Here is an 18,799-nt window from a genome sequence, read left to right on the forward strand (position 1 = left end):
TGCTTTTGGACGCGCCCCGGAAGGGATACGGCCAATTACCCGTCCGGGTGTTTGCTGCCCGGCGATCAGCGGGAACAACCGCGAGGGCCGGTGGGAAGTCCCTCGGTGGCCCACGCCCGGGGGAGGTGATGACGTGCGGCACACTGCCGGGGCACCCCGGCGGTCCGGCCCGGTCGGCGCCGCCCCCGCCCCGGGTCGACCAGGAACCGCGCCAGGAGCCGCGCGAGGAGCCGCGCCCGGGCCCATGACCGCGCCGGCACCGGCACCCGCGCCGGACCCCGCGCCGGCACCCGTATCCGTGGCGGAGCCCGCGACCGTATCCGGACCCGCTCCCGAACCGCCGTCGCCGATCCGGCAGTTCATCCTCAAGACGCACAGCCGGTGCAACCTCGCCTGCACCTACTGCTACCTGTACGCGGGACCCGACCACACCTGGCGCGACCGCCCCCGGGTCCCCGCGGACGAGGTGACCGCGCGCACCGCCGCCCGGATCGCCGAACACGCCGCCGCGCACCGCCTCACCGACGTCTCCGTGGTCTTCCACGGCGGCGAACCGCTGCTCGCCGGGGCCGGACGCCTCGCCGCCGACCTCGACGTGATCCGCGCCGCGCTCCCGCCCGGCTGCGCGGTGCACGGCAGCGTGCAGACCAACGCGACCCTGCTCACCCGCGACCGCGTCCGTACCCTCGCCGACGCCGGACTGCGGATCGGCGTCAGCCTCGACGGCGGCCTGCCCGGCCACAACCGCGAGCGCGTGGACCACGCCGGCCGCCCCTCCTGGCCGGCCGCCGCCGCGGGCCTGCGGCTGCTCGCCGCCCACGCGCCCGAGGCGTACGGCGGGGTGCTGTGCGTGGTCGACCTGCGGCACGACCCGGTCGAGGTCTACGACTCGCTGCTGGCCTTCGACCCGCCCGCGATCGACCTGCTGCTGCCGCACGGCAACTGGACCAGCCCGCCGCCCGGCCTGCCCGCACCGGCCGACGACCCGGCACCGTACGGCCGTTGGCTGACCACCGTCTTCGACCGGTGGTGGGACGCGCCCGAACGCCGCACCCGGATACGGCTGTTCGAGGAGTGCGTCGCGCTGCTGCTGGGCGTGCCCGCGGCGATCGAGCGGCTCGGCCTCCAGCCGTTCACGGCGGTCGTGGTGGAGACCGACGGCGCCATCGAGCAGGTCGACTCGCTCAAGTCCGCCTACGAGGGCGCCGCCGCCACCGGTCTCGACGTCTTCCGCAACAGCTTCGACGACGCCCTCGCCCACCCCGGTGTCGCCGCCCGCCAGGCCGGCCTCGCCGCCCTCGGCGCCACTTGCCGGGCCTGCGCCCTGGTCACGGTCTGCGGCGGCGGACACTACGCCCACCGCTACCGGGCCGGCGCCGGCTTCGGCAACCCGTCGGTGTACTGCGCCGACCTGGCCCGGCTCGTCCGCCACACCGCCCACCGACTCGCCCAGGCGGCCGACACCGGATTCGGCCGCCCCACGACCCGGGAGACCATCCGGTGAACCCGCCCGGCACCACCACCCCCGCACCCGCCCCCGCCGACAGCGCACTACCCGACGAGATGCTGCCCGTACTCGGCAGCACCGGCAGCACCCCGCAGCTGCTGGCCCTGCTCGTCTCGCACCAGCACGCACGCCGGTTGCTGACCCTGCGCGCCCTGCTGGAGGCGGTCATGGACGCGCCCGCCGGCGTGCTGCCGGCCGGCACCGCCGACCGCGTGCTGCGCGACTGGCGGCTACTGGAGGCCGCCGACCGCGCGGACAGCGCCGCGACCCGCCAGGTCGTGCAGTATCCGCACACCGGAGCCTGGGCCGAGCGGTGCCTACGCGCGTTGACCCGGCCCGGGCAGGCGCACCGCGCCGTCGAGGAACTGCCGCACCTGGCCGGGCTCGCGGTGGCCGCCGCCGCCCGCGCGGGCCTGCGCTTCACCGTCGACGTCCCGCTGCGCGACGGCGAGCTGCGGCTGCCCACCCTCGGCGGCCACCGCCCGGCCCTCCTCCCGGCCGCCGGCTCGCCGGCTCCCGGCACGCCCGCGCCCCGCATCCGCGTCATCGGCGAGCCCCGCCGGCTCTGGCTGGTCCCGCTGCCGCCCGACCCCGACCCCGGCCACGGCCCCGCCCGGGCCGTCGGTCAGGACCTCAACACGCCCGGACCGCTGCCCGGCTCCGTCGAGGTCCGCCTGGGCGCCGACGGCATCTGGCGCTCCGCCGCCCCCGGTTGGCGCCCGCTCCAGGCGCTGCGGCACCCCGACGGCCGCGCCGTGCTGATCGACGACGTGGACCCGTACCGCGACGAGGAGCGGCGCACCAACCCCTACGGCCTGGACATCGCCGACCGGCTCGACCTCGGCGGGCACGCCGCCTGGCGGACCGCGTGGCGCGACGCGCGGCCGTGGCTGCGGCTGGGCGGCCCCACCCGGGCGGCCGAGGTGGGCGCGTTGCTGGACTGCGTCGTGCCGCTGGCCGGCGCGCCCGGCGCGCAGTGCAGCGCCACCCGGGGCGAGGCGTTCGGGGCGCTGCTCAGCAGCACCCCGCGCGACGGCCTGGAGCTGGCCGCGACGCTGGTGCACGAACTCCAGCACGCCAAGCTGCTGGCCGTCTCCCAACTGGCGGTGCTGCACACCGCGGACGACGCTCCCGGCTACTTCGCGCCCTGGCGGCCCGACCCGCGGCCCTTCGACGGGCTCTTCCAGGGCGCGTACGCCCACCTCGCACTCGCCGACTTCCACCTGCGGGCCGCCAAGGCGCTGATCGACCCGGCCCGCAGGGACGCCGCCTGGGCCGACCACTGCCGCTGCCGCGAGCAGGTCGGCGCCGCGCTGCCGCAGCTCCTCGGCGCGCGGGCGCTCACCCGGCAGGGCCGGGCTCTGGCCAACGCGATGGCGGCGCATCACACTCGGCTCAAGGAGCACGCTCCGCCGGACGGCCACCTGGCCCGCGCCACCGCCTACGTCGAGACGGCCCGGGTCATCTGGCGGCGCCGACGGGCGCAGATGACCACGAACGGGCGCGAACCGGCATGACGACACGTCAACGGGGGAGCATTCGGTGTAGTTTCTGGCGCAGCCACCTGTCGCACCGTCAGAGGACTACGCGCGTACAACGAGGGAGTCGGTCGCATGGCCGGAGGGCGGAACACCGCTTCATCAGCAGCCGGGCGGGGGCCCGTGACGATCAGCTTCGCGGGGTACAACCGGGCGTGGGCGGCGTGGATCGCCAGCCGGCTGGAGCGGCACGGCCTCCAGGTGTCGATGCAGCGCTGGGACGTCATTCCGGGGGCCAGCATCGAGCAGGGGCTGCGCGACCTGCTGCTGTCCGAGGGCCGGGTGCTGGTGGTGCTCAGCGAGTGGTACTTCCGGCTCGGCCCGCGTGACCCGGACGAGTGGAACTCGGCGCTGCGCGAGGTGGTCCCGGAGAACAGCGACCGCTTCGCCGCGGTCTGCGTCACCGCCGCCGCGCTGCCCAGCGCCGCCGCCGCGCTGAGCGCGGCCGACCTGTGGGGCCTGGGCGCGGTCGAGGCCGAACGCCGGGTGCTGACCCGGCTGGGCATCACCCCGCCGCGCACGTCGCCCAGCGACACCCTCATCGGCCTGGGCGGCCCCCGCTTCCCGCTGGAGCAGCCCGCGGTCTGGGGCGGCGTGCCGCGCCGCAACACCCGCTTCACCGGCCGCGAGGCGCTGCTGTTCGGGCTGCACCAGGAACTCACCTCCGCCGAGCCCGGCGCGGGCGTGGCCACCCTGCACGGCCTGTCCGGCGTCGGCAAGACCCACATCGCCACCGAGTACGTCTACCGCTTCGGCTCCGAGTACGACGTGGTGTGGTGGGTGCGGGCCAGCGAGCGCGGCACCCTGCGCGAGAAGCTCGCCGGCCTCGCCCCGGCCCTCGGTTTGGTCACCGGCCGGGAGTACGGCGAGCGGCTGCGCGCGGTCCGTGACGCGCTGCGCCGCGGGGACCCGTACTTCCGCTGGCTGGTGGTGCTCGACGGCGCCGACCAGCCCGAGGAGATCCACGACCTGGTGCCGACCGGGCCGGGACACGTGCTGATCACCTCGCAGAACCGCGAGTGGGGCGAGCACAACAGCGCGCTGATCGAGGTGCCGGTCTACGACCGCGACGAGTCGGTGGCGTTCGTGCGCCGCCGCGCTCCCCGGCTCGACCTCGCCGACGCGGACAAACTCGCCGACGCGCTGGGCGACCTGGCGCTGGCGCTGGACCAGAACGCGGGCGCCCTCAACGACTCGAACATGCCGGTCGACGAGTACATCGGGATGCTCCGGCACGGCGCCGACGTGGAGTCCGGGCTGAAGGTCGCCGCCGACTTCCAGATGACGTACTTCACCGCGTTCTCGATACTCCTCAACCGGCTGCGCGAGGACAAGCCCGAAGCCGTCGACTTCCTGCGGCTGTGCGTGTTCTTCGCGCCGGGGCCGATCCCGATCCGGCTGCTGCGCGACCTGCCGATCCGCGACGTGCCCGAGCAGCTCGCCGGGCTGATGGACGACCCGCTGCTGTGGAACTCGGCGGTCAGCAAGCTCGCCCAGTGGTCGGTGATCCAGTCCGACCCGCCCGAGACCGACAACGAGGAGTCGGTCGGCACCAACGAGGTCATCCAGATGCACCGGCTGGTCTACCAGGCGGTGCGGGCCGACATGCCCCAGGAGGAGCAGAGCCTGTACTCCCGGGTGGTCCGCAAGCTGCTCGCCGCCGCGGACCCCGGCCGCCCCAACGACACCCGGCTGTGGCCGCGTTACGCCGAGATCGTCCCGCACCTGGAGGCGTCCCACGCGCTGGAGTCCACCAATCCGGACATCCAGCTCACCGTGCTGAACTGCCTGCGCTACCTCTACCTGTCCGGCGAGTACCGCACCGCGCAGCGGATCGCCGCGACCGCCGCCGAGACCTGGCCCCGGCTGCTCGAACCCAGCCACCCCCGGCTGTGGGACCTCGCCCACCACCAGGCCAACGCGATCCGCGCCACCGGCGACTACGAGACCACCGAGGCCATCGACCGCCGTGCCTACGAGCAGTTGAGCCGCGACCGCGGCGACGGCGACCTGCTCGCGCTGCGGGCCGGCGGCGGCCTCGCGGCCGACCTGCGCGCGCTGGGCCGCTACGACGAGGCGCTGGCACTGTCGGTGCGGGTCCGCGACGGCTACCAGGAACTCGTCGGCGGGCAGGACTCCCGCACCCTCGTCGCCCAGAACAACATCGGCCTGACCCTGCGCCTGCTCGGCCGCTACTCCGACGCCTTCCGGCTGGACCAGGTGACGATGGAGGCGCTGCGCGAGCTGCTGCGCGACCGCCACAACTGGACGCTGTCGTCGGAGAACTCCTACGCCCACGACCTGCGGCTGCTCGGCCGCTACGAGCAGGCCACGTCGGTGCAGGAGCGCAACGCGGAGATCCACCGCACGGTGCTCGGCGCCGACAACCCGCAGACGCTGCGCGCCGAGCACAACCTCGCGCTGTGCTACCAGCGCGGCGGTGACCGGCCGCGCGCCGCGAACCTGCTGGCCCGGCTGCTGGAGCGCTGCGACCGGGTGCTCGGCGACACCGATCCGCTGACCGTGCGGGTGGCGGCCACCTTGTCCACGTTCGAGCGCGAGCACGGCGACCTGGACCGGGCCCGCGAGCTGGGCGAGCTCGTACTGGCCCGGTACCGGCAGCAGTTCGGCGAGGGCCACCCGTACTCCGCGGGCGTGCTGGCCAACCACGGCCTGCTGCTGCGGGCGGCCGGCGAGCGCCAGCAGTCCCAGATCGAGGTCGAGGACGCGCTGGTCGCGATGACCCGCGTGGTCGGGGAGAACCACCCCTGGTCGCTGGGCTGCGCGCTCAACGTCGCGGCGGCCCGCAACTTCAGCGGCGACCCGGAGAGCGCCGTGGAGCTGAGCCGGATCACCGCCGACAAGGCCGCGGCCGGACTCGGCAAGGAGCACCCGCTCACGCTGTCCTGCCGGATCGCGCTCGCCACCGACCTGCGCAACCTGCGCAAGCGCCAGGAGGCCGACAAGGTCGAGGAGGAGGCGCTCGAAGCCCTCTCCCGCACGCTGGGCCCGCAGCACCCGCACACGATCTCGGCCCGCTCCCGGAGCCGTCCGTACTGGGACTTCGAGCCGTTCAGCTCCTGACCGGGCCACGCCCGCCGTGACCCGCGCACGCCACAACCGCCATGGGGGACGAGGAACATGTCCATAGTCAGCGGCCCGCCCGCCACCTCGGGCGCGCCGCCCGTCTACGTCCAGGTCGAGCCGGGCCCGGCCGCCGTGCCGGGTCCGGTCGGCCCCGCCGAAGGGGTGTACTCCGGCGAGACCCGCGGCAACCCCGCACGGCGCGTCGCCGAGCTGTCCCGCGACGTGTACGAGGACGGCATCGCGCTCGCCTGCCGCTGCGCGGAGATCGCCGCCACCCGCTTCCGGGCGCTGCCGGACGGGACCCGGCCGGACGAGGTCGAGATGCAGGTGGGCATCAAGCTGGACGCCTCGCTGGGCGCGTACGTCGTGCAGAGTTCGGCGGAGGCCCAGTTACAGGTGACGTTCCGCTGGCAGTCCGGCACCGCGTCGTGACGGCCGGGACGGAGCGGGGCGAGGCGGGGCAGGGCGACGCGGGGCAGGGCGACGCCGGACAAGGCGACGCAGGACAGAGCGACGCAGGAGAGAGCGACGCCGGACAGGGCGCACCCGAGCAGGGGGACCCGGGGCGCGGGGGAGACGGCGGGCCGCCGCGGGGGATCGCGATCCTGCCGTACAGCTACGTCGTCGGCCAGGACGAGTTGAAGCTCGCGCTGGAGCTGAACTACATCGCGGACGCGATCGGCGGGGTGCTGATCTCCGGCCAGCCCGGCACCGCGAAGTCCACCGTGGTCCGGGCGTTCGCGCTCATGGCCCGCGGCCGGCTGCCGGTCACCCTCACCATCGACGCGACCGACGACCGCGTACTCGGCGGCTGGGAGCTGAACGCGCTGCTGCGCGGCGAGACGAGGGAGCAGCCCGGACTGCTGGAGGCCGCCCACGCCGACGGCCTGCTCTACATCGACGAGGTCAACCTGCTCAACGACCACGTCGTCAACATCATCCTCGACGTCTCCTCGACCGGGGTGCTGTCCGTGCAGCGCGAGGGCATCGACAAGGTGATGAGCGTCAACTTCGGGCTGGTCGGCACGATGAACCCCGAGGAGGGCGGGCTGCGGCCCCAACTCCTGGACCGGTTCGGCCTGATGGCCACCGCGCAGCCGCTCGACGCGGACCAGCGGCACGCCATGCTCCGCGCGGTGCTGCGGTTCGACGAGGAGAGCGGCGACCCCGGCTCGGCCTGGCTCGCCGAGGGGCACCGGCTCGACCGGGAGCTGCGCGAACGGCTCCTCGCGGCCCGGGCCCGGCTCTTCGACGTCGAGGTGCCCGACGCCGTGGTCCGGCGCTGCGCCGACATCGCCGCCGCGCTCCAGGTGGTCGGCCACCGCGGCGAGGTGGTCATGCTCCAGGCCGCCCGCGCGCACGCCGCCGCCGAGGGTGCCCCCGCGGTGACCGCCGCGGACCTGCGGGCGACCGCGCCGCTCGCCCTGCGGCACCGCCGGCCCGAGAGCACCCACGGCGGCTCCGCCGACTGGACCCCCGACGACCTCGCCCGCCTCGACGACCTCCTCGCATGACCCCGCCCGACACCTCGCCGCCCGGCACCACGCCCCCTGACGCCACGCCCGCCGGCAGCACGCCGCACGGCACCACGCCTGCCTTCGACCGGCTCCTGCGCGTCCTCGCCTGCGCCGCCGCCGACCCCCGCCTCACCGGCGTCCTCCTCTTCGACGTCCCGCCCGAGCTGGCGGCTCCGGTCGCCGGCGTGTTCGCGTCGACGGCCATGGACGGGGTCCCGCGAGGGGAGCCGGCCGGCATCCGCAACGGCCTTCCCGGGCAACGGGGTTCGGCCGCGGCCGGAGGGCCGGTGGTGCGGTTGGGCGCCGGGGTGCGGGAGGACGACCTGTGGTCGCGTACGAGGCTGCGGCCGGCGGGCGGCCGGATCACGTTGGAGGTGCTCGGCGGCGACCTGGTGGAGGCCGACCCCGCCGCGCCGCCGCGGGTCGTGGTCGTGTCGGACCTGGCCCGGTTGCCGCTGCCCGGGCTGCGGGCGGCGGTCACGGTGCTGGGGGCGGACGTCGCGGCCGTCGAACGGCACGGGGTGAGCGAGGTGTGGCGGCCGCGGGCCCGCTGGCTCGCGTTCTGCCGTACGGAGGACGCGGGCCGGGTCTCCCCGCACCTGCTGGACCGCTTCCCGCTGCGCCTGGCGGTGCCCGACCTGCGGCTGCCCGTGGACCCGGTGGCCGCCTGGCGGGCCAGCGGCGTACGGCAGGCGCTCGTGCGGCTCGCGGCGCGCGCCGCGGCCGGCGGCAGGGCCTGCGGACCGCCGCTCGACGAGGGCGCCCTCGCCCGCGCGGCCGACCTGGCGCCGGGGGAGCGGCGAGCCGTCGCGCTGGCCCGGATCGCCCGCGCGCTGGCCGTACTCGGTGACGCCCCCGCCCCGGCCACCACCGCGGAGCACGTCACCGAGGCGGCCCGCCTGATCGGGCTCGCGCCGGGCGGCGCCCACCGTCCCGCGCCCGGCAGCCCCGAGGAGCCCGCCGAGCCGCCGCGCGACGAGCCCCTGCCGCCCGCGGAAGCGGCGCCCGCCCTCTCCCCGCGCGGCTCCGAGCCCGGCACCGCCACCCGCACCGCCGAACTGCCCGCACCCGGGCCCGAGGAGCCGCTCGGGCCGCTCGCCGACCACGCCCCCGACCCCCCGGGCGGCGACCCCTACCCGGAGGACGAGGCCGAGCCGCTGCGGGAGTTCGCGCCGCTGCGCGCGGCGTGGCGCCGCGACGCGGGCCCGGCGGCCGACCGCGGACCGGTCACCGGCATCCGCCGGGCCACCGACCTGCGGGACCTCGCGCTCGTGCCCACCGTCATCGAGGCGGCCAAGCACCAGTGGCTGCCCGGCCGTACCCGCCGCCGCGGCGACGGCGTCGTGATCAGCCCCGCCGACCTGCGCAGCCACGCCCGCGCCGTGGAACCCGAGCGGATGCTGGTGCTGCTGCTGGACCACACCAGCCGGCCCGAGTGGGAGTGGCCGCAGGCGCTCGCGCCCTACGTGCAGTGGGCGTACGCGGCCCGCGCGACCGTCGCCGTCGTCGAGGTCGGCGGCGCGTCGGCCGCCGACGAGCTGCGCGCGCAGACCTTCCACGCCCGCAACGTGCTCGACCCGCGGCTCGCCGAAGCGCTCTACCGGCCGCCGGGCCGGGCCACCCCGCTGGCCCACGGGCTGCTGCTGGCCGCCCAGTTGGTGCGCCGCGCGTTCCAGCAGCAGCCGACCGCCCTCGCCGAGGCGTGGCTGGTGGTGGCCAGCGACGGCCGCGGCAACGTACCGCTGCGCACCAGCCTCACCGGCCGGCACGACGGGCCGGTGGGCCGGCGCGGGGTGCAGGACGCGCTCGCCGCCGCGGGCCAGTTGGGCGCGCTGGGGCGGATGCGGCTGCACTGCGTCGTGCTGGACACCGGCGCGCAGCCGTACGCCGAGCTGCCGTTCGAGCTGGCCGACGCGCTCGGCGGGAGCGTGGTGGCCGGCCCCGGAACGCGGGGGGACGCCGATGCCGCCCTCTGACCGGATGCGGCGGGCCGCCGAATGGCTCACCGGAGGCCGCGCGGTGGGCCCGGGCAGCGGGCCGCGCAGCCCCCGGCCGGAACGGCTGCCCGCGCCCCGCCCGGCGCGGGCACCGGAGGCCGCCGTGCCCGACGGCGCGCCCGACGTGCTCGGCAGCGTCGCCGCCGACCCCACCGAACGGCTGCCGGACGGGCTCGCCCAACTCCGCGTGCAGCGAGTGCGATCCGGCGACGACGAGCCCGCCTACCTGCTCACCGGCGCCTGCGGCGGACCGCCCACCCGGCCGTACCTCTCGCGCGCGCCCCAACTGCCGCCCACGAACATCAACCTGGACCGGGTGCGCGCGGGCGGCGCCGTACCCAGCCAGTTCTACCGCGCGGTGCGCCACTGGTCGCACCGGCAGCGCCCGCTGGTCGGCTGGCTCAACGAGCAACGGGACCGGCACGGCACCGCGTTGCACCTGGTGATCTGGGACGACACCGCGTACGAGATCCCGTGGGAGATGCTGCTGCTCAACGACGACGGCGGCACCGGGCCCGACCTGCCGCTCGGCGCCGCCGTGCCGGTCGCGCGCTGGACCACCATCAGGGAACTCCAGCGCCCGCTGCTCGACGAACCCGCGCACTGCTCGGGACGGGTGGTCGGCTACTTCGACGAGCGGATGCGCCAGGACATCGGTGCCTTCTCGCCCTTCGAGCACGAACCGCACACCGACGTCGACGGGTTCCTCGACTGCCTCGACGAACGCCGCCGCGGGAACGGGTCGTCGGCCGCGCCCGGCGCCCCGGACCGGACGGGCGGCGCGGCGGGGGAGTGCGGCGCTGCGCCCACCGGACCCGGCGGCGCGCCTGACGCACCCGCCGCACCTGACGCACCCGCCGCGCCCGGCGCGGACCCCGGGATCGGCCTGGTCTACATGGGCTGCCACGGCACCCACGGCAAGCGCATCGACGACCTGACGGCGGGCATGCTCACCTGGTACGAGATGGACGAGCCGGCGATGAGCGCGCTGCGCGGCGGCAGCGGGACGGGCGGCACCCTGGTGTGCCTCAACGTCTGCCACTCCGGCCGGCTGGTGGACAACAGGGGCGGCGGTGAGGACGCGTTGCGCGGCTTCTCCGAACTCTTCCTGCGCAAGGGCGCCAAGGCGTGCATCGCCACCCGCGGCGAGGTCGAGGAGACCGAGGCGCGGGCCCTGCTCGGGCACCTGGTCGAGCACGCCCGCCGCTCCCCGGACCAGCCGCTCGCCCACATGCTCCGCGACTTCCGGGCCCGCGCGGTCAAGGATCTGCCCCGCCAGATCCCGCGCACCCAGGAAGCCGGCGGCGGCCAGGATGTCGAAGCCCAGCGCCGCGTGCTCTCGCTGCTCCACCACTTCATGTACGTCTACTACGGCCACCCGCAGACCACCCTCCAACTCGCGCCCCGCCGCCCGGGATCGGCGGCACCGTGAGCGGCGAGGGCGCGCGGCTGCGCGTCGAACCCGTCGTCGGCCGGCCCCGCGTCGCGGAGGCGGGCCGCGGCTACCTCGTCACCGTCGACCTGCGCAGCACCTGCGATCCCGACGCATGGCCTTACGAGCAGGAGGAGTTCGCCTTCGGGATCGCCCTGGACGGCAGCCCGCACCTGGTCTGCGAAGCGCTGGGACACCCGTCCGTGGTGCTGCACCGCTTCGGCGGCACCTACGGCCCGGCACGGTTCGTGGTCACCGCGGGCGCCGAGCCGGGCCCCGCGCTGCTGCGGCTGTCGGTCTTCAACGCCCATGGGGTGCCGGTGCGTACGGCCGGGCTGCCGGTCGAGGTGGTGGCGGCGGGCACGGGACCGGCGGACGGCGCGACCGAGGGCGTCCCGCTGCGGGTGGCGGCGGGCGAGGGCGAGGGCGAGGCCGCGGGCGGCTACGGCGAAGGGGCCTACGGCGAAGGGCCGTACGGGCTGACCCCGCCGCCGGTGGTCGCCGCGCCCGAGCCGGCACCCGAGACGGCACCCGACCCCGCACCGGACGCCGAACCCGAGCCGGACACCGGCCCCGAGCCGGAACCCGATGCCGAGCCCGCTCCCGCCCCCGACGACGCCCCGCACTCGCGCGTCACCATCAGCTACGCCGGCACCGACCGGCCCTGGGCGGTGTGGATCGCCCACCGCCTCGAACGCCAGGACGTCCAGGTGTCGATGCAGCGCTGGGACGTCGCCGCCGGCGCCGCCGGTGCCGCCGTCGAGCAGGGGCTGCGCGACCTGCTGCTGTCCGGGGGCCGGGTGCTGGTGGTGTTCAGCGAGTGGTACTTCCGGCTGGGCCTGCGGGACCCGGACGAGTGGAACTCGGCGCTGCGCGCGGTGGTGCCGGACCACAGCGACCGCTTCGCCGCGGTCCGCGTCACCGCCGCGGAACTGCCCGCGGCAGCAGACCTGTTGGGGGTCGTGGACCTGCGGGACATGGACGAGGCCGAGGCGGAGCGGCGGGTGCTGGCCCGGCTGGGCGTCCCGTCGCGGCGCACGTCGCCCGACGACACCCCCGGCGGCTCGGGCGGCTGGGGCGCCCCGCGCTTCCCGCTGCGGCCGCCCGCGGTCTGGGGCGGGGTGCCGCGCCGCAACTCCCGCTTCACCGGCCGCGAGGACGTGCTCGCCCTGCTCCACCGCCGGCTCACCGAGGCCCCGCCGGGCGCGGCGGTCAGCGCGCTCATCGGCCTGTCCGGCGTCGGCAAGACCCACGTCGCCGCCGAGTACGTCCACCGCTTCGCCGGCGAGTACGACGTGGTGTGGTGGGTGCGGGCCAGTGAACGCGGCGGCCTGCGCGAGCAGTTGGCCGGCCTGGCCCCCGTCCTCGGCCTGGTCACCGGGCGGGAGTACGGCGAGCGGCTGCGCGCGGTGCGGGACGCGCTGCGCCGGGGGGACCCGTACTTCCGCTGGCTGGTGGTGCTGGACGGCGCCGACCAGCCCGAGGAGGTCCACGACCTGGTGCCGACGGGGCCGGGGCATGTGCTGATCACCTCGCAGAACCGGGAGTGGGGCGAGTACAACAGCGCGCTGATCGAGGTGCCGGTGTACGACCGGGACGAGTCGGTGGCGTTCGTGCGCCGCCGCGCGCCGCGGCTGGACGTCGCCGACGCGGACAAACTCGCGGACGCGCTGGGTGACCTGGCGCTGGCGCTGGACCAGAGTGCGGGCGCGCTCGACGACTCGAACATGCCGGTCGACGAGTACATCGGGATGCTGCGCCGCGGCGCGGACGTGGAGTCGGGCCTGAAGATCTCCGCGGACTTCCGGATGACGTACTTCGGCGCGTTCTCGATCGTGCTCGACCGGCTGCGCGAGGACACGCCGGAGGCCGTCGACCTGCTGCGGCTGTGCGTGTTCTTCGCGCCGGGGCCGGTCCCGGTCCGGCTGCTGCGCGACCTGCCGGACCGCGGCGCGACCGGCGACGGTATCGCCCCCGAACTCGCCTGGCTGACCACGGACCCCGAGCGGTGGGACGCGGCGATCGGCAAGCTCGCCCAGTGGTCGGTGATCCAGTCCGACCCGCCGGACACCGACAGCGAGGAGCCGGCCGGCGCCGCCGAGGTCATCCAGATGCACCGTCTGGTCTACCAGGCGGTGCGGGCCGACATGCCGCCGGAGATCCGCGACCGCTACGCCGGGGTGGTCCGGGACGCGCTGGTCGCCGCCGACCCCGGCCGCCCCAACGAGCCTGCCCGGTGGCTGCGTTACGCCGAGATCGTGCCGCACCTGGCGGCGTCCGGCGCCCTGGAGTCCGCCGATCCGGCCGTCCAGACCACCGTGATCCGCTGCCTGCGCTACCTGTTCCTGTCCGGCGAGTACGGCGCCGGCCTGCGTATCGCCAGCCGCGCCAACGAGCACTGGCCGCAACTGCTCGACCCCGGCGACGCCCGGCTGTGGGACCTCGCCCACAACCGCGCCAACCTGCTGCGCGCGCTGGGCGAGTACACCGAGAGCGAGGCCCTTGACCGGGACGCCTACGAACGGCTGCGGGCCGACCGCGGCGACGCCGACCTGCTGGTGCTGCGCGCGGCCGGCAGCCTCGCCGCCGACCTGCGCCACCTCGGGCAGTACCGCGAGGCGCTGGACTTCGCCGAGCTGGTGCGCACCGGCTACGCCCGGATCGGCGACGAGGCGGGGGAGTTGACCGCACAGAACAACACCGCCGTCACCTTCCGCCTGCTCGGCCGCTACGGCGACGCGCTGGCCCTGGACGCGCGGACCCTGGACGCCCAGCGGGCCCGGCTGGGCGCCCGCCACTCCCGCGCCCTGTCGTCGGAGGACTCCTACGCCCACGACCTGCGCCTGCTCGGCCGGTTCGAGGAGGCGCTGCGGGTCCAGGAGGGCAACTGCGCCCAGCACGCGGAGGTGTTGGGCCCGGACAACCCGCAGTCGCTGCGGGCCGAGCACAACCTCGCGGAGTGCCAGGGCCAGGCCGGCGACGGGCCGAGGGCGTGCGCGACGCTCGGGCGGCTGATGAACCGGTGCGAGCGGGTGCTCGGCGACACCGACCCGCTGACGCTGCGGGTGGCCGCGTCGTACTCCTGCTACGAGCGCGAGCACGGCGACCTGGACCGGGCCCACGAGCTGGCCGCCGCCGTACTGGCCCGCTACCGGGGGCAGTTGGGCGACGGGCACGCCTACATCGCGGGCGCGCTCGCCAACCACGCGCTGGTGCTGCGGGTGGCGGGGGAGCGGGAGGAGGCGTGTGAGCAGGCCGAGGCGGCGCTGGCGGCGATGGCGCGGGCGGTCGGCGCAGGGCACCCCTGGACGGTCGGCTGCGCCCTGAACGCCGCCGTCGCGCAGGGGGAGACCGGCGACCCGGCCGCGGTCGGGACCGCCCAGGACGCGGCCGCCCGCGCCGAACAGGCCCTCGGCGCCGCCCACCCGCTGGCCGTGCTGTGCCGGCTGGCGCACGCCGCCGCCCTGCGCCACGCGGGCCGCGCCGACGCGGCGGACGCCCTCGACCAGGAGGCCCTGCGCGCCCTCACCGGCGCCCTGGGGCCCGGCCACCCGCGCGCGGCGGCGGCCAGGGCCCGCGCCCTGCCGTTCTGGGACTTCGAGCCGTTCAGCGCGTAGTCCCGCAGGCCCGCAGGCCCGCAGGCCCGCAGTCCCGCAGTCCCGCAGTCCCGCAGTCGTGTCGGCGCGCAGCCGCGGCCACCGCGACGGCCGGCGGCCCCGTGCCCGGGAAGGGCAGGGGGCCGCCGGCCGTCAGGTGCGGGCGGCTGCGCGGAACCGGAGGGACCGCGCGGCCGCCGCCGGTCAGATCTCGAAGACCTCGCTGACCAGGTTCTGCTGCTGCTCCTGGTGCCGCTTCGCCGAACCCACCGCGGGCGACGACGAGGACGGCCGCGAGACGCGGCGCAGCCGGTCGGCGTTGTCCGGAGCGGCGCCCAGCACCAGGTCGAGGTGGTCGATCAGGTTCAGCGCGATGAACGGCCACGCGCCCTGGTTGGCCGGCTCCTCCTGGGCCCAGACGAACTTCTGCGCCTTGGTGAAGGGCGCCAGCGCCTGCTGGATCTCCGCACCGGGCAGCGGGTAGAGCCGCTCGATCCGGATGATGGCCACGTCGCCCGCACCGCGCTTGTCCCGCTCGGCGATCAGGTCGTAGTAGACCTTGCCGGTGCAGAAGACGACCTTGCGGACCTCTTCCGGCTTCACCGTGGTGTCACCGATCACCGGCTGGAACTGGCCGGTGGTGAAGTCCTCGGCCTTCGACGCCGCCGCCTTCAGCCGCAGCATCGACTTCGGGGTGAAGACGATCAGCGGCTTGTGGTGCGGGTTGTGCACCTGCCAGCGCAGCAGGTGGAAGTAGTTCGCCGGGGTGGTCGGGAACGCGACGGTCATGTTGTTCTGCGCGCACAGCTGGAGGTAGCGCTCGATCCGGGCCGAGGAGTGGTCCGGGCCCTGGCCCTCGTAGCCGTGCGGCAGCAGCAGCGTGACGCCGGAGGTCTGGCCCCACTTCTGCTCGGCCGCCGAGATGTACTCGTCGATGATCGAGGAGGCGCCGTTGGCGAAGTCGCCGAACTGGGCCTCCCACATCACCAGCGACTCCGGCCGGGCCAGCGAGTAGCCGTACTCGAAGCCCATCGCGGCGTACTCGCTGAGCAGCGAGTCGTACACGTTGTAGCGGGCCTGGTCCTCCGACAGGTACAGCAGCGGGGTGTAGTCCTCGCCGGTCACCCGGTCGATGAGCACCGCGTGCCGCTGGCCGAAGGTGCCGCGCCGGGAGTCCTGGCCGGCCAGCCGGACCGGGGTGCCCTCCAGCAGCAGCGAGCCGATCGCCAGCGTCTCGCCCATGCCCCAGTCGATGGTGCCGTCCTCGACCATGGCCGCCCGGCGCTGCAGCTGCGGCAGCAGCCGCGGGTGCACCGTGACGTGGTCGGGGATGTTCACCTGGGACTCGGCGATCCGCTTGACGACCTCGCTGGAGACCGCGGTCGGCACCGCGACCGGGAACTCGGCCTGGTTGTCCTGGCTCGGGCTCTCCGGCGGCGCGGCGACGGCCTCGCGCACCTCGGTGAAGACCTTCTCCAGCTGGCCCTGGTAGTCCTGAAGCGCCTGCTCGGCCTCTTCCAGGGTGATGTCGCCACGGCCGATCAGCGACTCGGTGTAGAGCTTGCGCACCGAGCGCTTCTTGTCGATCAGGTCGTACATCAGCGGCTGGGTGAAGGCCGGGTTGTCGGACTCGTTGTGGCCGCGGCGGCGGTAGCAGATCAGGTCGATCACGACGTCCTTGTTGAACGCCTGCCGGAACTCGAAGGCCAGCCGCGCCACGCGGACCACGGCCTCCGGGTCGTCGCCGTTGACGTGGAAGATCGGCGCCTCGATCATCCGGGCCACGTCGGTGCTGTACATCGACGAGCGCGCGGACTCCGGGGCGGCGGTGAAGCCGACCTGGTTGTTGATCACCACGTGCACGGTGCCGCCGGTGCGGTAGCCGCGCAGCTGCGACATGTTGAGCGTCTCGGCCACCACGCCCTGGCCGGCGAAGGCCGCGTCGCCGTGCAGCGCGACCGGCAGCACCGTGAAGTCGGTGCCGGCCTTGTTGATGACGTCCTGCTTGGCGCGGGCGATGCCCTCGATGACCGGGTCGACGGTCTCCAGGTGCGAGGGGTTCGCGGCGAGCGAGACGTTGATCTGCTCGCCGTCCAGGCCGGTGAAGTTGCCCTCGGCGCCCAGGTGGTACTTCACGTCGCCGGAGCCGTGCATCGACTTCGGGTCGAGGTTGCCCTCGAACTCACGGAAGATCTGCGCGTACGACTTGCCGACGATGTTCGCCAGGACGTTCAGCCGGCCGCGGTGGGCCATGCCGATGATGACCTCGTCCAGCCGGGACTCGGCGGCCGCGTCCAGCACCGCGTCCAGCAGCGGGATGACCGACTCGCCGCCCTCCAGCGAGAACCGCTTCTGGCCGACGTACTTGGTCTGCAGGAACGTCTCGAACGCCTCGGCGGCGTTCAGCCGGCGCAGGATGCGCAGCTGCTCCTCGCGCTCGGGCTTGGCGTGCGGGCGCTCGATCCGGTCCTGGATCCACTTGCGCTGCTTGGGGTCCTGGATGTGCATGTACTCGACGCCGACGGTCCGGCAGTACGAGTCGCGCAGCACGCCGAGGATGTCGCGCAGCTTCATCAGGGACTTGCCGGCGAAGCCGCCGACCGCGAACTCCCGCTCCAGGTCCCACAGGGTCAGCCCGTGCTCCAGGACGTCCAGGTCCGGGTGCTTGCGCTGGCGGTACTCCAGCGGGTCGGTGTCGGCCATCACGTGGCCGCGCACCCGGTAGGAGTGGATCAGCTCGAAGACCCGGGCGGCCTTGGTGACGTCGTCGTCGTGCGCGGTGTCGATGTCGGTGCGCCACCGCACCGGCTCGTACGGGATGCGCAGCGCGGCGAAGATGTCGTCGAAGAAGTCGTTCTCGCCGAGCAGCAACTGGCTCATGATCCGCAGGAACTCGCCGGAGGCGGCGCCCTGGATCACCCGGTGGTCGTAGGTGCTGGTCAGCGTCATGACCTTGGAGATGCCCAGCTTGTTCAGGGTGTCCTGCGAGGTGCCCTGGAACTCGGCCGGGTAGTCCATGGAGCCGACGCCGAGGATCATCGACTGGCCGGGCATCAGACGCGGCACCGAGTGCACGGTGCCCAGCCCGCCGGGGTTGGTCAGCGACGCGGTGACGCCGGAGAAGTCGTCCATGGTGAGCTTGCCCGAGCGGGCCCGGCGCACGATGTCCTCGTACGCCTGCCAGAACTCGAAGAAGTTCAGCGTCTCGGCCTTCTTGATGGCCGCGACCACGAGCTGGCGGTCACCGTTCGGCTTCACCAGGTCGATGGCCAGGCCCAGGTTGACGTGCTCGGGCTTGACCAGCGTCGGCTTGCCGTCCTTCAGCGCGAAGGAGTGGTTCATCGCCGGCATCGTCTTCAGCGCCTGCACCATGGCGTAGCCGATGAGGTGGGTGAAGGAGACCTTCCCGCCCCGGGCCCGCTTGAGGTGGTTGTTGATGACGATGCGGTTGTCGAAGAGCAGCTTCACCGGGATCGCCCGCACCGAGGTGGCGGTGGGCAGCTCCAGGGAGGCGTTCATGTTCTTCGCCACGGCGGCGGCCGGGCCGCGCAGCGGCACGTACTCCGTCTCGGCGGCGGCGGGCGCCGCGGCCGGGGCGGCGGCGGGCTTGGCCGCGGGGGCCGGCGCCGCGGGCTGCGCCGCGGGAGCGGGCTGAGCCGGGGCGGGAGCCTGCGCGGCCGGCTTGGCGGCGGCCGGGGCCGGCGGGGCCGGAGCGGCGGGCGCGGCGGGCGCGGCGGGGGTCGCCGGCGCGGTCGGAGCCGCCGGAGCCGGGGCAGGCGCCGCGGCGGCCTGCGGGCCGGCGGGCGCGGAAGGAGGCGTGGAACCGGGCACGCCCGCGCTGGCGCGGGCGGCGGCGCCCGAGGCACCGCCCTGGCCCGCGGGAGCGGCCGGAGCGGCGGAGCCGTCCGGCTTGTAGTCGGCGAAGAAGTCCCACCAGGCTCGGTCTACCGAGTTCGGGTCCTGGAGGTACTGCTGGTAGATCTCGTCCACGAGCCACTCATTCGGGCCGAAACCCGCTGCGGGGCCCTCGCCCTGCGCTTCGTGGTCGGTGGAGACACTAGAGCTATTGGGGGACTGTGGCGACACGGCGGCAACCGCCCTCTTCCGCTTCACAAGATGGTGGAC

General features: G+C 75.0%; 9 protein-coding genes. 8 read left to right on the forward strand and 1 reads right to left on the reverse strand.

The window, feature by feature from the left end:
• Positions 1-244: 244 nt before the first annotated feature.
• The 8 genes from ACIPAE_RS00990 to fxsT (ACIPAE_RS01025) all read left to right on the forward strand — a co-directional run bounded on the left by ACIPAE_RS00990 (position 245) and on the right by fxsT (ACIPAE_RS01025) (position 14,695).
• Complete coding sequence (locus ACIPAE_RS00990) at positions 245-1,504, forward strand: FxsB family cyclophane-forming radical SAM/SPASM peptide maturase (protein WP_329364904.1); 1,260 nt, start codon at positions 245-247, stop codon at positions 1,502-1,504.
• A complete protein-coding gene (locus ACIPAE_RS00995; protein ID WP_402442047.1) occupies positions 1,501-3,024 on the forward strand; it encodes an aKG-HExxH-type peptide beta-hydroxylase in 1,524 nt (507 codons plus the stop codon). The genes ACIPAE_RS00990 and ACIPAE_RS00995 overlap by 4 nt, the downstream gene beginning before the upstream one ends.
• A 96-nt stretch (positions 3,025-3,120) precedes the next feature.
• Positions 3,121-6,129, forward strand: a complete 3,009-nt coding sequence (gene fxsT / locus ACIPAE_RS01000; protein ID WP_402442049.1) for an FxSxx-COOH system tetratricopeptide repeat protein — start codon at positions 3,121-3,123, stop codon at positions 6,127-6,129.
• Positions 6,130-6,186: 57 nt separating this feature from the next.
• On the forward strand, positions 6,187-6,564 hold the full coding sequence (locus ACIPAE_RS01005) for a CU044_2847 family protein (protein WP_328469166.1): 378 nt from the start codon (positions 6,187-6,189) through the stop codon (positions 6,562-6,564).
• Positions 6,561-7,646 (forward strand): AAA family ATPase, encoded by a 1,086-nt coding sequence (locus ACIPAE_RS01010; protein ID WP_402442051.1) that lies wholly within the window; start codon positions 6,561-6,563, stop codon positions 7,644-7,646. Before ACIPAE_RS01005 ends, ACIPAE_RS01010 begins: the two co-directional genes overlap by 4 nt.
• Positions 7,643-9,625, forward strand: coding sequence for a magnesium chelatase (locus ACIPAE_RS01015; protein ID WP_402442052.1), 1,983 nt, complete (start codon positions 7,643-7,645; stop codon positions 9,623-9,625). Before ACIPAE_RS01010 ends, ACIPAE_RS01015 begins: the two co-directional genes overlap by 4 nt.
• Positions 9,612-11,078, forward strand: coding sequence for a CHAT domain-containing protein (locus ACIPAE_RS01020; RefSeq protein ID WP_402442054.1), 1,467 nt, complete (start codon positions 9,612-9,614; stop codon positions 11,076-11,078). Before ACIPAE_RS01015 ends, ACIPAE_RS01020 begins: the two co-directional genes overlap by 14 nt.
• A complete protein-coding gene (fxsT, locus tag ACIPAE_RS01025; RefSeq protein WP_402442056.1) occupies positions 11,075-14,695 on the forward strand; it encodes an FxSxx-COOH system tetratricopeptide repeat protein in 3,621 nt (1,206 codons plus the stop codon). The genes ACIPAE_RS01020 and fxsT (ACIPAE_RS01025) overlap by 4 nt, the downstream gene beginning before the upstream one ends.
• A gap of 183 nt (positions 14,696-14,878) precedes the next feature.
• On the opposite strand, the gene ACIPAE_RS01030 is transcribed toward fxsT (ACIPAE_RS01025), so the two are convergent.
• Positions 14,879-18,760 (reverse strand): multifunctional oxoglutarate decarboxylase/oxoglutarate dehydrogenase thiamine pyrophosphate-binding subunit/dihydrolipoyllysine-residue succinyltransferase subunit, encoded by a 3,882-nt coding sequence (locus ACIPAE_RS01030; protein ID WP_402442058.1) that lies wholly within the window; start codon positions 18,758-18,760, stop codon positions 14,879-14,881.
• Positions 18,761-18,799 lie beyond the last annotated feature (39 nt).

It is taken from the genome of Streptomyces sp. NPDC087270, assembly GCF_044744625.1.
Taxonomy (GTDB): Bacteria; Actinomycetota; Actinomycetes; order Streptomycetales; family Streptomycetaceae; genus Actinacidiphila.

Excerpts from the sequence above, each read along its gene's own strand:
- ACIPAE_RS00990 (WP_329364904.1), top strand. The coding sequence starts at position 245 with ATGACCGCGCCGGCACCGGCACCCGCGCCGGACCCCGCGCCGGCACCC.
- fxsT (WP_402442049.1), top strand. The coding sequence starts at position 3,121 with ATGGCCGGAGGGCGGAACACCGCTTCATCAGCAGCCGGGCGGGGGCCC.
- ACIPAE_RS01005 (WP_328469166.1), top strand. The coding sequence starts at position 6,187 with ATGTCCATAGTCAGCGGCCCGCCCGCCACCTCGGGCGCGCCGCCCGTC.
- ACIPAE_RS01015 (WP_402442052.1), top strand. The coding sequence starts at position 7,643 with ATGACCCCGCCCGACACCTCGCCGCCCGGCACCACGCCCCCTGACGCC.
- ACIPAE_RS01020 (WP_402442054.1), top strand. The coding sequence starts at position 9,612 with ATGCCGCCCTCTGACCGGATGCGGCGGGCCGCCGAATGGCTCACCGGA.